Origin of the sequence: Pseudoalteromonas sp. bablab_jr011 (genome assembly GCF_016464045.1) — a bacterium.
Lineage (GTDB): Bacteria > Pseudomonadota > Gammaproteobacteria > Enterobacterales > Alteromonadaceae > Pseudoalteromonas > Pseudoalteromonas lipolytica.
This window is the reverse complement of sequence record NZ_JACDWU010000119.1, coordinates 1-16195: the sequence shown is the minus strand read 5'-3', so window position 1 is coordinate 16195 and position 16195 is coordinate 1. Positions and strand designations below refer to the sequence as shown.

General features: G+C 42.4%; 12 protein-coding genes. 10 read left to right on the top strand and 2 right to left on the bottom strand.

The genetic code is table 11. The annotated features are described in order from the left end of the window. Positions 1-244: 244 nt before the first annotated feature. Together JIG41_RS04735 and JIG41_RS04730 are read left to right on the top strand one after the other, a co-directional pair. On the top strand, positions 245-4192 hold the full coding sequence (locus JIG41_RS04735; RefSeq protein WP_312000478.1) for a two-component regulator propeller domain-containing protein: 3948 nt from the start codon (positions 245-247) through the stop codon (positions 4190-4192). 123 nt (positions 4193-4315) lie between these two features. Continuing rightward, positions 4316-5458, top strand: a complete 1143-nt coding sequence (locus tag JIG41_RS04730; protein WP_199524321.1) for a CsgG/HfaB family protein — start codon at positions 4316-4318, stop codon at positions 5456-5458. A 127-nt stretch (positions 5459-5585) separates the two neighbouring features. Here the strand turns inward: JIG41_RS04730 and JIG41_RS04725 are convergent, their stop codons facing one another. Beyond that, on the bottom strand, positions 5586-6086 hold the full coding sequence (locus JIG41_RS04725; protein WP_036971583.1) for a hypothetical protein: 501 nt from the start codon (positions 6084-6086) through the stop codon (positions 5586-5588). After that, positions 6076-6819 (bottom strand): deoxyribose-phosphate aldolase, encoded by a 744-nt coding sequence (gene deoC / locus JIG41_RS04720; RefSeq protein WP_199524320.1) that lies wholly within the window; start codon positions 6817-6819, stop codon positions 6076-6078. The genes JIG41_RS04725 and deoC overlap by 11 nt, the downstream gene beginning before the upstream one ends. A gap of 272 nt (positions 6820-7091) precedes the next feature. On the opposite strand from deoC, the gene cysG reads away from it, so the two are divergent. The 8 genes from cysG (at position 7092) to JIG41_RS04680 (ending at position 15789) form a co-directional block, all read left to right on the top strand. Further along, positions 7092-8513, top strand: coding sequence for a siroheme synthase CysG (gene cysG, locus JIG41_RS04715; protein WP_036971795.1), 1422 nt, complete (start codon positions 7092-7094; stop codon positions 8511-8513). A 35-nt stretch (positions 8514-8548) separates the two neighbouring features. Continuing rightward, positions 8549-9448: a sulfate adenylyltransferase subunit CysD gene (gene cysD, locus JIG41_RS04710; RefSeq protein WP_036971584.1), complete on the top strand. Its 900-nt coding sequence runs from the start codon at positions 8549-8551 to the stop codon at positions 9446-9448. After that, complete coding sequence (gene cysN / locus JIG41_RS04705; protein WP_036971586.1) at positions 9448-10872, top strand: sulfate adenylyltransferase subunit CysN; 1425 nt, start codon at positions 9448-9450, stop codon at positions 10870-10872. The genes cysD and cysN overlap by 1 nt, the downstream gene beginning before the upstream one ends. 32 nt (positions 10873-10904) lie before the next feature. Then, positions 10905-12632, top strand: coding sequence for an SLC13 family permease (locus JIG41_RS04700; RefSeq protein WP_036971588.1), 1728 nt, complete (start codon positions 10905-10907; stop codon positions 12630-12632). A gap of 21 nt (positions 12633-12653) precedes the next feature. Next, entirely contained in the window at positions 12654-13250 is a 597-nt protein-coding gene (cysC, locus tag JIG41_RS04695; RefSeq protein WP_036971590.1) for an adenylyl-sulfate kinase, read from the top strand. Positions 13251-13253: 3 nt separating this feature from the next. Continuing rightward, on the top strand, positions 13254-14024 hold the full coding sequence (gene cysQ, locus JIG41_RS04690) for a 3'(2'),5'-bisphosphate nucleotidase CysQ (RefSeq protein ID WP_036971592.1): 771 nt from the start codon (positions 13254-13256) through the stop codon (positions 14022-14024). A 157-nt stretch (positions 14025-14181) separates the two neighbouring features. Then, positions 14182-14373 (top strand): hypothetical protein, encoded by a 192-nt coding sequence (locus tag JIG41_RS04685; protein WP_036971594.1) that lies wholly within the window; start codon positions 14182-14184, stop codon positions 14371-14373. Between the two features lie 153 nt (positions 14374-14526). Next, positions 14527-15789, top strand: coding sequence for an aromatic amino acid transport family protein (locus tag JIG41_RS04680; protein WP_199524319.1), 1263 nt, complete (start codon positions 14527-14529; stop codon positions 15787-15789). Positions 15790-16195: the final 406 nt, after the last annotated feature.

Here is a 16195-nt window from a genome sequence, read left to right as displayed (position 1 = left end):
GCGTTCAATGCGAGGATCGGTAATTGAATTAAAGTGTTTCAGAAAAGTAGCGCTCATATTTTACGTGACCAAGGTGATTATTATGCCTTGATCTGATCACTACATATTCTATAAGTTCAATTTATAATGATCTTGCCGTGTTAAAATCTCACCTGTTAGTATAAAAATCAATATTAACATTGATTAAAAAGCAGTTTACTATCAGCCTAATAAAGGAACAAAAACACCAACAAGATGGATCTCTGTGCTGTATTTAAACACCCTATTATGCCTAATATTTTTCAGCTTAGCTGTTCTGAAAAGTCATGTTGTAAGTGCGCAATCACTTCACTTAAACAGCTTTGATAGCGAGCATGGCTTAAGTCAAAACTCCATCAATTGCAGTCTCACTGATGCGCAAGGGTTTCAGTGGTTTGCCACACAAGGAGGGCTCAATCGATTTGATGGCTATGAATTTAAACGCTTTAAAGCACATACTTCAGCGACCAGTATTTCCGGTAATTGGATTACCGCATGCTTAAAAGGCACTGATAACGACCTTTGGTTTTCAACAGCCAGTAAAGGACTAAACCGGCTTGATCCCACCACGGGCCAATTTTACACCTATTCGACCTTTACAAACCCACAACTCAGTGATGATAAAATATGGTCTTTGGCTTTTGATAAGAGTGGCAATATGTGGTTGGGTCATGAACAAGGCACACTCAGCTACTTTGATATTGCAGCGCAGCAATTTGAGACTTATCAGGTTGCTGAAAATACACAACAAAACATTGTCATCAGAGACATTATTGCAGTACAAAATACCCTGTGGCTTGCAACCAGCCATGGTCTGCTGTCGTTTAACCCTAAAACCAAACAATTTAAACATGACATCGCCCTCACCTCGCCACTTTGGCATCTTAACAAGTTAAGTTCAAATCAATTGCTCATCGGTGCAAAACAAGGGCTGTATATATTTTCAATCGATACAGAGACATCTTCCGAATTGCCGCAATTTAAGGGAGTTTGGATCACTGACAGTCTTCTCGACAATCAGCATAACCTGTGGCTAACAAGTTATGGGCAAGGCGTATACTTTTTAGCTGCGGGGGCAGATATATACACTGACGTTGCACACTATCGTCATGATGTACAAAAGCCTAACGGACTCAAAAATGATTACTTACTCTCTATATATCAAGACCCACAAGGAATTATTTGGATTGGGACCGATGGTTTTGGTATACACAGATACGATCCGAAACAGCAACAATTTGGACATCAAAGCACAACGTCAAGCCCTCACTCTCTCACGCATAATTTTATTCGTGCGATTATTAAACGTAAAAATGGCCAGTTGTGGGTTGGCACGCGCGAGGGTTTAAATCGTGCGATACCGCAAGGCTATCAGCACTATACAACCCGCTTACCCAATACCAACATATTTAGCTTACATGAGGATAAAAGGCAGCAATTGTGGGTTGGGACATACGGCGGCGGGCTTCTTAAATACCAAGATGAAAGCGATGATTTTGTCAGCTATACCATGCAAAGCCACCAGCTTAGCAGTGATCGCGTTTATGCAATTGAGAGTGATAAAGACGGCATAGTGTGGCTCGGTAGTAACCAAGGATTAACTCGCTTTGATCCAGATTCAGAAACAGTGACCCATTATCAGCACAATGCAACCCATAACAGCTTAGCCAATAATACCGTTTTCACACTTGCGTATGATAAGAATGATCACGCTTTGTGGGTGGGTACGCGTGCGGGACTCAATAAGTTTTCCATCGAAACAGAGCAATTTACATTACTTAATGAACGCACAGGTCTGAGCCATAACATGGTCACGTCGTTATTACTCAGCGACGATAAAACGCTGTGGGTCGGCACAATGCAAGGCCTCAACAAGGTCAATAAACAAAACTTTGATGTCGAGCATATTAGCGAGCAACATGGCCTAGTAAATGACAATATTTTTGACATTTTAGCCGATAAACAAGGCTATTTATGGTTAGCTACCAATGGCGGATTAACACGTTATCATCCAATAACGGGCAGCATACAACCGTTTTTACCTGAAGATGGAATCCAGCATCAATCCTTCATTCTTGGGGCTAGTTTTCAAGCGATAGATGGCGAGCTATTCTTTGGCGGAATTAATGGTTTTAATCAGTTTTACCCTGACAAACTCACCTTAGATCACACTCCCCCCACTCCCGTATTAACCGAGTTATTGCTTAATAACCGTGAAATTAGCACTGATTTTTTTGACCACAGCACCGACACGCTGATCAATGCGACAAACACATTCTCTTTCGCAAAATCAGCGGGAGTTATTGGCTTTAAATTTAGTGCATTGAATAACGCCGCCACACCAAAGCATTATCAATATGGCTATAAACTAGCGGGGTTTGACCAACAGTTTTTATATAATGATGCATCGCAACGTCAAATAAACTACCCGCAGCTTCCTGCTGGACATTATCAATTACAGCTAAAAGTAAGGGATCAATATGGGCAGTGGAGTGAGGATACCACCCTACTCGAACTGAAGGTTGTTCCACCTTGGTGGCAAAGCAATGTCGCTTATTTATCTTACACACTATGTGCAATGACATTAGCATGGCTGGTTATTAATTCAATTTATCAGCGCAAGCTGGCCGAACAGCAAAAACAAAAAGAAATTGAGTTAAATAAATTAAAAGATCAGTTCTTAGATAATATAAGTCATGAACTAAAAACCCCATTGAGCTTGATTCTGGCTCCCATTAGCCAGTTACAGCAGTCCACCCACAGTTCGCAGGCTCAATCGCAATTAGCAAGCATAAAACGTAATTGCCAACGCTTGCTTGACTTAATAAATCAACTACTGCAACTGAGCAAACGACCCAGTACAGCCGTGCATTATGTATCCGCTTATTCGTTAACGACTTTTTTAACTGATCTCATCGATGACTTTGCGCCGCTATTCGCCCAAAAACAGCTTAAATTTAATTTTCAGGATCACTGTGAAACTGTGTGCACTATAAATATCGCGCCTAATCATGCGCACTCTATCGTCAGTAACCTGGTCAGTAATGCGCTTAAATACACCCCGGCAGGCGGTGAGGTTCGAGTGTGTTTACATCACAGCGATAACCTTGCGCATATCAGTGTGTCCGACACAGGAATTGGCATTGCAAAAGACCAACAGGTGAAAATATTCGAAAGGTTTACTCGCTTAGACACATGTTCAGAAACCGGCAGTGGTATTGGGCTTACATTAGTGAAACAACTGGTCGAGGATTATGGCGGTGAAATATCACTAACTAGCTCGCCAGCGCAGGGCAGCTGTTTTACGGTCTCGCTGCCTACAGTTATCAGTGCAACAAAACAAAACTTGCCAACGGTCACCACCCAACCTGGCTTAAGGCAAACACTCATGATTGTTGAAGACAATAGTGATATGAGTGAGCTGCTCTTGTCACTATTTAGTGAGCAGTTCAATTGCATCTGTGCTTGCGATGGCCAACAAGCCTTGTCACTTTGTCAGTCTGAATTACCCGACCTTATTATCAGTGATGTTATGATGCCTAACATGGACGGATACCAAATGCTTGCGAAGCTTCGTGCTGATAACGCGACCAGTCATATCCCGGTTTTATTATTATCTGCCAAAGCTGACACGCCTAGCCGTTTAAAAGGCCTTGATTTACTGGCTGACGACTTTTTAAGTAAACCCTTTGAACCGTCTATTTTACTAAGCAAAGTAAAAGGCCTACTCAGTTTACGTTATTTACTAAATCAACACTTAGCGGCTCAACTTACCTCTGAGATACAAAGCGATAATAATGAGTACGTTACGGTGCAAACTAAAGACTCTGTATTTACAGAGAAGCTTAAAAAGGTGGTCCGAGAAAACTATCAGTCGGATCAGTTTTCAATTGAACAGCTGGCATCAGCACTGTGTTTAAGCCCTCGGGCACTGCAGTTAAAAATGAAAGCACTGTATTCACTCACCCCTTCTGACTATTTACGTAACACACGTATTGAGTATGCAGCAAAACAGCTAATAGAAAGTTCATTAGCCATAGGCTTAATAGCAGAAAATAATGGGTTTAGTTCTCAAAGCTATTTTGCTCGCAGCTTCAAAGGACACTTTGGTGTATCGCCGAAGCAATATAGAGAAAAGCATCAGAAACAGCCTGATTTTCGCCTAAGTGAATAAAGTCTTCGCATATGTACTATTAATAAAGCACTGATTTTTATAGCTTATCCATACTATCGTTCATAACTTTGCCTCCCCGTTATGACGTTTATTTACTGCATGGATATAAGTTAAGGAAATCAAATGTTCGCTAAAAAATACCCTACAATTACGGTGGCCTTACTCAGTGCTGCATTATGCGCATGCCAAAGCACAACAACTTCAACAACAAATCAAAACAGTCCAAATGTGAATGAAGTAGCACAGCAACATTATAACGGTCCAAAAGCACGTATTGCCGTGGCGCGCTTTACTGATAAATCAAATGATTCACGATGGTGGCGAAAAGAAATTGGTGAAGGCATGGCTGATCAATTAACGACTGCGCTGGTCAGTACGAACCGTTTTATTGTATTAGAGCGTCAAGCACTTGATGCCGTCTTGTCAGAGCAAGATTTAGCGGTATCTGGAAGAGTAAGCGCTGCATCGGGGGCGGCTTACGGTGAAATTGAAGGGGCAGAAATTGTGGTTGTGGCCGCAGTAACCGAATTTGATGACGACAGCTCAGGTGCCAGTGTTGGCAGTGGCGGCTTTATTGGTGATGTGTTTAGCTCGGTATCGGCAGGCTTCTCAGGCTCGCATATGGCAATTGATCTACGCTTAATCGACACACGCACTTCGCGTATTCTGGCAGCCACCAGCGTAGAAGGCGGAAGTAAGGATTTTGACTTCACCTCAGCAGCGACTAACTTTGGCGGCGCACTCGTCGGGGGTAATCTCAGCGGATGGTCAAACACCCCTAAAGAAAAAGCCTTACGAGAAGTGATTGTTAAAGCCGTCGAGTTTTTAGAAAGCAAAGTACCTAGCACTTACTATCGCTACAATAGTGATAATACCATTGCTACAGGACACTCTGCTCCAGCCCCTCTAAGAGTGACAGCAAAAGCAACTGGCGCAAAAACCGCCGTCGCAAACACACCGTCAGTCACAGTGCCCACTCATAGAATGCCCCATTACGAAAAAATGGACTTGGCAATGTCTCGTCTAAACTTAGTCTGCTTGGGCTACTTAAAAAACCAACCTCATTACGAAGAGTTTGAAACAGAAGATGTAAAATACGATCGCGCAACGGTTATTGCACTCACTGAATATCAACAAGAAAATAAACTCACCGTCACAGGTTTGGCAGATGAAAAAACCAAACAGTCACTCGATAATACCCAATGTATTGCTAAAACGAATAAATCAGGGCTGGAAAGCTTAGGCAGTATGTTTAAATTTAACTAATTGAAGTAACCAAGCTTAATAACGTCAATTAGCCTTATACAGCCAGTAATAACCACTGGCTGTATTGGCAAAAATGAGTGACGGTGTCCCTGAACGGTTTATTCTCATTTTTGCTAACATCTTCCATTTATAAAATTTGTACTAGTTCACCACGATAAAAGTCACACAATAACCAAATTTGCTGGAATGGATGCCCTTTTGGTACATCGAGATGAGTGAGCACGGCCTTAAAATCATCTAAGTGCCAAATAGTGCTGGCATTACGGATCAATAACCATGGATGCTCTGATTCATACTGTTTTTTCGCTTTTTGCGCGAGTAACCGATGCAGTGCACAATGTAAACGCTGATCGCTTGGCTCAAGTGCCATCTCAGCAAGGTCGCGCTGCATACCAATTGACAAGGGCCGTCCTAATACGGCCATCGCCTCTGTTTCACTGGCGTATAAATGCGCAATTTCAATATCGAGACGCTGCTCACCTTTATAGCAGCTCACATCAGGCTTACTTGGTGTATTATGCCAAATATTGCGCATTTTGATCCCAAACTCTTTTTCATAACAGCGCAAAAATAATTTTGCGGCGCCATGCTCAAGGGCTATTTTTTCTTGCTCACTATCACGATTCATTTAATGTCGCATATACATCACTTAATAACCCCGAAGCACCAAACCTAAATAGTTTAGGCTTTATATAGGCTTCACCCATTATAGATTCAGCTAAGGCCAAGTATTGAGCGGCATCAGCAACGGTTCTCACTCCCCCTGCGGCTTTAAAACCGACGTTTTTACCGCTTGCTTTAATTGCGGTTAAAATTATCTCTGTTGCAGCTAAGGTTGCATTAACCGCCACTTTACCCGTACTCGTTTTGACAAAATCAGCCCCGCCATCAATCGCAATTTGGCTCGCTTTAGTTATTAACTCATCTGTTAATTCGCCACTTTCGATAATCACTTTTAACACGGCTTTATTGCCGCAGGCATCTTTTGAGGATTTGACGTACGTTAAAACCTTCTCTTCATCACCTGCAATGAGGGCTTTGTATGGGATCACTAAATCAATTTCGTCAGCGCCACGCTCAATAGCAAACAAGGTTTCATTTATCACCTGTTCTAAAGGCTGCTCTCCTGTTGGAAAATTGGTGACTGTGGCCACCTTTACTTGCTTTAGCGCACGCTCTGCCAACGCTAATTTAGCATCACTAACAAACTGACTATAAACACACACCGCCGCAGGTACGCCTAACTTTGGCTGAATACTGGCAATAAGATCTTCAATTGTTTGTGCCGTATCGGTGTCATTGAGGGTTGTTAAGTCCATGAGCGCCACAGCTTGGGCTGCGATTGTTTGCATGTTTTTCATAAATCGTATTTTTGTGTTGCCATAATAGTGACCCATAGTAGCAAATTTTTATGTTCTGGCTATAACTCATAACTAATCACCATAAGCCTAGTTATTTTCTTTTAACTCGCCGCAATCCCTTGTTAACTAAGTCTTAAGCCAAATAGAACCACCCAATATAACTTTTAGTTATATAAATTGGGTTTTAATTATTTTTTACTTAACAATACGCACTATATTCTGCTTGTCTGCAATAAGCAGTTTCTGTGATGTTTTTTAGGGGTATAAACAACGTGCAATATTTACCTATCTTTACCAAATTAGACGACAGGCCCGTATTGGTAGTCGGCGGTGGAGATGTTGCGTTACGCAAATGCCGCGCATTTTTAAAAGCGCGCGCACACGTGACGTTAGTCGCCCCTGAATTTTGTGATGAGCTTATAACCCTTGCAAACACGGGTGAAGTCACGCTAATTAACGACATATTTCAAGAGCACCATTTAGATAAACAAATGTTGGTTATTGCCGCAACAGATAACGACGCGGTTAACAGCACGGTTTTTGAGCTTGCTAACGCACGCAATATTTTCGTTAATGTCGTTGATGATCAACCTAAGTGTAGTTTTATCTTTCCCTCGATTGTTGACCGTGACCCTATCACTATTGCTATCTCAAGCGCGGGGACAGCCCCTGTTTTAGCACGTCGCTTACGTGAAAAGCTCGAAACGCTTATTCCACAACATATTGGCCCTTTGGCTACTTTAGTCGGGAGTTTTCGCGACAAAGTAAAGCAACGTTTTAAACATTTCGCCGACCGTCGCCAGTTTTGGGAAGGTGTGTTTGATTCATCGGTTGTGAGTAAAGTGCAAGCAGGCGACACCACCGCAGCGTCGGCGCAACTAGAGCAACTACTCGAAGCCAAGCCTGAGCCCGAAGGTGAAGTATATGTTGTGGGCGCAGGCCCTGGTGACCCAGAGCTATTAACGTTAAAAGCCCTGCAATTAATGCAACAAGCCGATGTTGTTGTGTATGACTACCTTGTGTCTGATGAAATTATGGAACTAGTGCGTCGCGATGCCGACTTAGTGTGTGTTGGCAAGCGCTTGGGCGATCATAGTGTGGCACAAGAAGATACCAATCAAATGTTAGTTGATTTTGCTAAACAGGGTAAAAAAGTATGCCGCATTAAAGGGGGCGATCCATTCATTTATGGCCGTGGCGGTGAAGAAGTACAAGTGCTTGCTGCCAACCAGATCCGCTATCAAATTGTTCCTGGTATTACTGCTGCAGCCGGTTGCAGTGCTTATGCGGGTATCCCATTAACACATAGAGACCATGCACAAGCCATCCAATTCGTTACTGGGCACTGTAAAAAAGAGGGTCAAGAACTCGATTGGCAGTCGCTTGCTAAACCTAATCAAACCTTAGCGATTTATATGGGGGTGATTAAGTCACCTCATATCCAAGCACAATTATTAAAACATGGTCGCGGTGCAGATACACCAGTGGCCATCATTGAAAACGGCACACGTAAAGAACAACGTGTCGTGACGGGGCAGCTAGGTGAATTAGCCGATTTAATTTCACGGCACAGTATTATTTCACCAGCGTTATTAATTATTGGCGAAGTTGCATCACTGCATCATCAACTTGCTTGGTTTGGCCAAACGGCACAAACCAGCAGCTTTGCCCAGCCTTTAACAGGCGTAGCGTAATTTAACTTTTAATCATTTTAGTAGGACGACTAACAATGGCTTTAACACACCTTCAGCAATTAGAAGCTGAAAGTATCAAGATCATGCGCGAAGTTGCTGCTGAGTTTGAAAACCCGGTTATGCTTTACTCAATCGGTAAAGATTCATCGGTGTTATTACACTTAGCACGTAAGGCATTTTACCCAGCAAAAATTCCATTTCCTCTTTTGCATGTTGATACCAACTGGAAATTTAAGGAAATGATCGAGTTTCGCGATCGTTTAGCCAAAGAATATGGCTTTGATTTAATCGTCCATAAAAACCCTGAAGGTTTAGCGATTGATATTAATCCGTTTGTTCATGGCTCAGCGAAGCATACCGATATCATGAAAACCCAAGGCTTAAAACAAGCGCTTGATAAATATGGTTTTGATGCTGCATTCGGCGGTGCTCGCCGCGATGAAGAAAAGTCACGTGCCAAAGAGCGTGTTTATTCTTTCCGCGATAAGCACCACAGATGGGATCCTAAAAATCAACGTCCAGAGCTGTGGAATACTTACAATAGCCAAGTTAATCCGGGTGAAAGTATTCGTGTATTCCCTTTATCTAACTGGACTGAGCTTGATATTTGGCAATACATCTACCAAGAAAACATTGAAATGGTGCCACTATATTTAGCCAAAGAACGTCCTGTTGTTGAGCGCAATGGCACTCTCATTATGGTTGATGATGAGCGCATGCCGCTTGAAGAAGGCGAAGTACCGCAAATGAAGTCGGTCCGTTTTCGTACCCTTGGCTGTTACCCACTTACTGGTGCTGTGGAATCAACCGCCAGCTCATTAACTGAAATTATTGAAGAGATGTTGTTATCAACATCATCTGAGCGTGAAGGTCGCGTGATTGATCACGACTCTGCAGGCTCTATGGAAAAGAAAAAACGTGAGGGTTATTTCTAATGTCTAAAACTAACGACACGATTAATGAAGTAAGAGAGCTAGGCATCGACGCCTACCTTGCGCGTCAACAAGACAAAAGCCTTTTACGTATGCTGACATGTGGCAGTGTTGATGACGGTAAATCAACGTTAATCGGCCGCCTTCTGCATGACAGCCACCAAATTTATGAAGATCAACTTGCAGCCCTTCACAAAGACAACGAAAAAGTTGGTAATGCAGGTGAAGAGCTTGACTTAGCCCTACTCGTTGATGGCTTGCAAGCTGAGCGAGAACAAGGCATCACGATTGATGTTGCGTATCGTTATTTCTCAACAGCAAAACGTAAATTCATTATTGCGGATACGCCTGGACATGAGCAATACACCCGCAACATGGTAACAGGTGCATCAACCAGCGATGTGGCAATTATCCTAGTCGATGCACGTTATGGCGTGCAGGTACAAACTAAGCGTCATAGCTTTATTTGTGACTCTTTAGGGATTAAACAATTTGTTGTTGCTATCAATAAGATGGACATCGTCGATTTTGACGAAACCGTGTATGAGAAAATCAAAGCCGATTACCTTAAGTTTGCAGAGCAGTTAAACGTCACAAACATTAAGTTCGTACCTATGTCAGCATTGAAAGGCGACAACGTTGTAGTACGCTCTGAACATACACCTTATTACACCGACAAACCGCTTCTTGAATTACTCGAAGATTCCCCTGCGGCTGAAATTGATACTGGCTTTGAAGCACGCTTACCTGTGCAATATGTTGTGCGCCCTAACTTAGATTTCCGCGGTTTCCAAGGTACACTCACTTCAGGTACGTTCAGTGTGGGTGATGCCGTAAAAGTATTACCATCAGGAAAAAGCTCAAGTATCAAAGAGATTGTCACCTTCGATGGGAACCTTGATACAGCCGAAGCAGGCCAAGCAGTTACATTAACGCTTAACGACGAAATTGATATCAGTCGTGGTGATGTAATTGTACCTGCCGCATCTAAAGCCGCTGTAACAAACCGTATTCAAGCCAAACTTGTGTGGATGCATGAATCCCCCTTGGTGTTAGGTAAAAACTATAACTTTAAGTTAGGCAGCAAAAATACTTCAGCGGTGGTGAAAAAAATTGATCACACGATTGATGTAAATACCTTAGAACATGGCCAAGCAGACTCTCTGCAGCTAAACGAAATTGCTATTGTAACCCTCGAGCTTACAGAAACAATTTTGGCTGATGAGTATCACGACAACCATGAAACAGGGGCATTTATCTTAATCGATCGCCTATCAAACTTAACGGTTGCAGCAGGTATGATCGAGCAGTTATTAAGCACTGAAGAGCAACAAAGTGGCTTTAGCGACTTTGAAGTTGAGTTTAATGCACTTGTTCGCAAGCACTTCCCTCATTGGCAAGCGCTTGATATAACTAAGCTTAAATAATCACAATTCGCCTGTTATAGGAAGTAAAAAGCATGTATCAACAGCTGGTATTAACAGGCATTATGCTGGTATTAGTCGGGTGCCTATTTGGCACACGATTAAAACCAGCATGGTTATTTGTGAGCGCCATTGGAATTAGCTATCTTTCTGGGCTTATTAGCCTTGAGGATATGCTTGTTAATTATGCCAATCCCTCGTTAATCACCCTGATACTTTTAGTATTGGTATCAATTGCGGTAGAAAAAACCACATTGGTACAGAAACTTGCCCAATCCTTATCAAAAGGTAGCCTGACAAGCTCTGTCACTAAGCTTGGCTTATCGACCGCCTTTTTGTCATCGTTTACTAATAACACAGCCGTTGTGGCATCTCTTATTAGTGCCATAAAAGAGAGCCCGACACATTCGCCATCAAAACTATTACTGCCTTTGTCGTACACCGCAATACTCGGTGGCACAATTACTTTAATTGGCACCTCAACTAATTTAATCGTCAATGGTTTTGCTGTTGAAGCGGGCATGGCTCCCTTAGGTTTTTTTGATTTTACACTGGTTGGTTTAGGCGCATTAAGTGTGGGCCTGATCACCATTATTGTAATGCTTAAATACCTACCCGATAACGGTAAAAATAACCAAGAAGTCGTGCCATTTTACTTAGAAGGCAAAGTAGAAGCTGATTCAAAGCTGATTGGTAAAAGTGTTGAAGAAAATGGTCTGCGTGAATTAAAAGATCTCTTCCTTGCTGAAATCATTCGTGGTGACAAACGTATTTGTGCCGTCACCCCAAAACAAGTAATCAAAGAAGGTGACGTATTATTATTTGTCGGCGATATAAAGTCTGTTCCTTTACTGACTCAATTTGATGGCTTAAAAGTGGTTCATGACAAGCACGAGAAAGATGTTGAACACCTTGTTGAAGTGGTCGTGAGTCACTCCTCTAAATACATTGGCAAAACGATTAAAGAAATTCGCTTTCGCGAACAGTTTCATGCGGCAGTAATTGCAATTCGTCGAGGTCATGACCGTTTACAAGGAGGCCTAGGTAAAGTGCAATTACAAGCTGGTGATTCCTTGATTCTCGCGCCGGGTAAAGCATTTTACACACTCCCAAACTTAAAGCGTGAGTTTGTTTATATTTCGGGTCTCGATTTACAAACACATTTAAAAGCAAAGCAATCAAACATTGTGTTGGCTAGTTTTGCAGGGGTTTTAACGTTAAGCATTATCGGTTTAGTCCCCTTAGTAAAAGGCTTATTGGTGTTACTCATTGGCCTAATGCTCAGCGGCACAATTAAGCTCAGTGAAGTTAAACGTCGCTTCCCTATCGAATTACTAGCGGTTGTAGGCAGTGCGATTGGACTCGCCAAACTCATGATTGGCACCGGTTTAGCTGGTGAAATATCAAATGGCATGCTTTATGTGTTAGGTGACTTTGGCCCTTACGGGGCATTTATTGCTATCTTCTTAATGACGGTCATGTTTACCGAATTGATTACCAACAATGCAGCCGCCGCACTTTCATTTCCTGTTGCGTATGCGCTGGCTATTGGCTTTGATGTTTCCCCACTGCCCTTTATTATGGCCGTGGCCTTTGGTGCATCGGCCAGCTTTATCTCACCATTTGGTTATCAGACCAACCTTATGGTGTACAGTGCGGGAAATTACCGCTTAAAAGATTACATTGCCATGGGCCTTCCTTTATCGATTATCTATTCGATTACGGTACTTACATTGATACCACTGGTTTTCCCATTCCAATAACAAACAACGAGAACAGATACAATGAATGAGAATATCGTTTGGCATAACTACGCAATCACTAAAGCACAACGTAGTGAGCAAAAAAAGCATAAGCCGACTATTTTATGGTTCACTGGCTTTTCTGGCTCTGGTAAAAGCACCGTGGCCAATGCGCTAGAAAACGCACTAAACCAACTTGGTGTTCACACCTATCTACTTGATGGTGATAACGTACGCCATGGGTTATGTAAAGATTTAGGCTTTACTGATGAAGATCGTGTTGAAAATATTCGCCGCGTAGGCGAAACAGCGAAACTCATGGTCGATGCCGGTCTTGTGGTACTCACCGCATTTATTTCACCCTTCCAAAGTGAACGCGATATGGTAAGGAACTTGGTAGATGATGGTGAGTTCATCGAAGTGTTTTTAGATACCCCACTAGACGTATGTGAAACTCGTGACCCTAAAGGGCTTTATAAAAAGGCACGTGCGGGTGAAATTAAGCATTTCACAGGTATTGATTCAGACTACCAAGTTCCAACATCACCCGAAATTAAAATCGATACGAGCAAAAACACCCTAGACCAATCGGTGCAAGAACTGGTAGCGTATCTAAAACAACAGCAAATTATAGGTTAAATCATGAATCATACGGAACTGCTAGAAGAAATCTTACTGCTGGCGCGCCAAGCAGGAAATGCCATTATGGGTATTTACGAAAAAGATTTTAACGTCGAATACAAAGCCGATGAAAGCCCAGTAACCGACGCCGATCTAGCCGCTCATAAAGTGATTGTTAATGGCTTAAAACAGTTAACGCCAGACATTCCGATTCTAAGTGAAGAAAGTGCAGATATTAGCTGGGATGTTCGTCAAACCTGGCAACGTTATTGGCTAGTCGACCCGATTGATGGCACAAAAGAGTTCATCAAAAAGAATGGTGAGTTTACGGTAAATATTGCGCTTATTGAAAACGGTAAGCCTATTTTAGCCGTCGTCGATGCACCTGCATTGGGTGTCTCATATATTGCAAGCAACGCGATTGGTGCATTTAAAGATAAGGGCGATGAACGCATCGAACTTAAAGTTACCCGCAAGCCAAATAAAGGGCTTATTCGTGTTGTTGGCAGTCGCTCACACCCTTCCCCTGACCTAGCTGAATTTGTAAAACAATTCGATGACGTAGAAATGGTCTCAAAAGGCAGCTCACTAAAACTATGTTTAGTAGCCGAAGGCAGCGCCGATATTTACCCACGCTTAGGCCCAACCTGCGAGTGGGATACAGGCGCAGGCCATGCGATTGCCGAAATAGCAGGAGCAACGGTTAGCAAACTCGATGGCAGTCCACTGCTGTATAACAGTAAAGAAGAATATCTGAATCCGTATTTTGTAGTATCGGCGTTACAGGACTAGTCTTTAGCAGTCGATGTTATAGAGTGAAATACTACATAAGCTGGGTAACGCGAAGCGAAACCCAGCAAAACTTACCCTCTCTAAATTAACGTTAAACTAGCCTTTATGCCTGTGTTCCGATAATATTTTGCCCTCTTAATCTATTAAAGGAATGACGATGACGACTGTTGAAAAAGCCATTGAGGCAGCTTACCAAGCGCAAATCACTTCTCTTTACAAAGCACTATCACAAGGTGTGCTTGCTGCTAATGGCGATGAAAGTGAAATCACAGCAGCTGAAGCTCGCTTTAAAAAAGGCTTAGCATTTGCTGCTGATATAAAAGCCCGCGCACTTGCAGCAGCAGAGTAAACACCACAACTGGGCTTAACTCAACTAGCCCAGCATTTCCTTTTGTAAGTCTCTCCTTACAGCATAGTTATCTAAATACAACGCTAAAACATGCATTCTTAGTTGCTTTTCTATATGCTGCGCGACAATTATTATTCTAATAGTGGAGTGCTAATGAACACACAACAAGATGCTGCGCAGTTTAGTGCATCGACAACAAGTAGTAACTCGAAATGGAATCTTCACGACACCCAGTGGGTATTAAGTTTATTTGGCACAGCAGTGGGTGCCGGCATTTTATTCTTACCCATTAATATCGGTATAGGCGGGTTCTGGCCATTAGTGATTATGGCGTGCTTAGCCTTTCCTATGACTTACTTAGCTCATCGTGGCTTAGCTCGTTTTGTATTATCATCAAAGCAACCAGATGCTGACTTTACCGATGTGGTAGAAGAGCACTTTGGCATGAATGCTGGGCGACTAATTTCTCTTTTATATTTTCTTTCTATCTTTCCTATTTTACTTATTTATGGCGTTGGCCTAACCAATACCGTAGACAGCTTTATCGTTAATCAATTAGATATGGAATCACCACCACGCGTGCTGCTATCAGGCATTTTAGTGGGTGGTATGATTAGCTTAATGCTAGGTGGAGAAGCACTCATGTTGCGTGCTTTTGCTATTTTGGTCTATCCACTCGTCGGTATTCTGTTTTTCTTATCGTTGTATTTGATCCCAAGCTGGCAGATGCCTGACGTATCAGTTCCTGAGTTTTCAGGCTTTATGAAAACGCTCTGGTTATCAATTCCTATTATTGTGTTCTCATTCAGCCATGCCGCTGCAATCTCAAGTTTTGTCCATGTACAGCGAGCTCATTACGGTAATAATGCTAAAATGAAGTCAGAAGCAATTCTGAAGCGCACCAGCTTATTGTTAATCGTATTTGTATTGCTGTTTGTATTTTCGTGTGTGTTGTCTTTATCATCAGAACAAATGCTGCAAGCTAAGGCCGAAAACGTTTCTATCTTGTCGTTTCTTGCCAATATTACTGATAACTCATTCATTGCCACACTAGGCCCGTTGGTAGCGTTTATCGCGATTACGTCATCTTTCTTAGGCCACTTTTTAGGAGCCCGCGAAAGCTTCAATGGTCTTGTCAGTAAGCAAGCACATATGAACCCTAAACTCGTTGATAAGATTGGCACTGTTATCATGTTCTTCGCTATTTGGTATTGCTCGGTGATCAACCCAAGTATTTTAGACATGATGGATCAACTTTCAGGCCCAATTATCGCCATGATCTTATTCATTATGCCCATGATTGCCGTGTATAAAGTCCCTAGCCTGCAAAAATACAGGCACCGCTTAAGTACTTTATTTGTGCTAGCTATTGGCTCTCTTGCTGTTCTTGCGCTTATTTACAGCATGATTAAATAACAGTAAGTACTGAATATAAATATAAAAGCCCAGCGGGGAAACCTGCTGGGCTTTTTCGTATTTATTCGTCAAGCACCGCGTTGTTGTGTTGCTCATTAATGAGAGACGGATTAGCGTAAGGTGAAGTAGCCCATTTTAGAGCCTCCAATCTTGTCATCATGATTAAACAACGTTAGGACTGTGATTAAACATCGTGATTAAGAAGCGTAGGAACGGCTTTAGCCGTGAATGTCAGTGGTTATGTATGAAGGGCATATCAGACACTTTCGGCACTAAAGTACCTTATATGGACTCCTCCTATTGCACAATACCCTTCGTTAATTTTGTTAGACTGCGTACTTATATGCGGGCTCATAATGAGGAGCTACCTCGGCCCTATGATGTATTCGCGCCCTTGTGCCTCTTC

Coding starts and splice junctions, on each gene's coding strand:
- JIG41_RS04730 (WP_199524321.1), top strand. CDS start 4,316: ATGTTCGCTAAAAAATACCCTACAATTACGGTGGCCTTACTCAGTGCT.
- cysC (WP_036971590.1), top strand. CDS start 12,654: ATGAATGAGAATATCGTTTGGCATAACTACGCAATCACTAAAGCACAA.
- cysD (WP_036971584.1), top strand. CDS start 8,549: ATGGCTTTAACACACCTTCAGCAATTAGAAGCTGAAAGTATCAAGATC.
- cysN (WP_036971586.1), top strand. CDS start 9,448: ATGTCTAAAACTAACGACACGATTAATGAAGTAAGAGAGCTAGGCATC.
- deoC (WP_199524320.1), bottom strand. CDS start 6,819: ATGAAAAACATGCAAACAATCGCAGCCCAAGCTGTGGCGCTCATGGAC.
- JIG41_RS04700 (WP_036971588.1), top strand. CDS start 10,905: ATGTATCAACAGCTGGTATTAACAGGCATTATGCTGGTATTAGTCGGG.
- JIG41_RS04685 (WP_036971594.1), top strand. CDS start 14,182: ATGACGACTGTTGAAAAAGCCATTGAGGCAGCTTACCAAGCGCAAATC.
- JIG41_RS04680 (WP_199524319.1), top strand. CDS start 14,527: ATGAACACACAACAAGATGCTGCGCAGTTTAGTGCATCGACAACAAGT.
- JIG41_RS04725 (WP_036971583.1), bottom strand. CDS start 6,086: ATGAATCGTGATAGTGAGCAAGAAAAAATAGCCCTTGAGCATGGCGCC.
- cysQ (WP_036971592.1), top strand. CDS start 13,254: ATGAATCATACGGAACTGCTAGAAGAAATCTTACTGCTGGCGCGCCAA.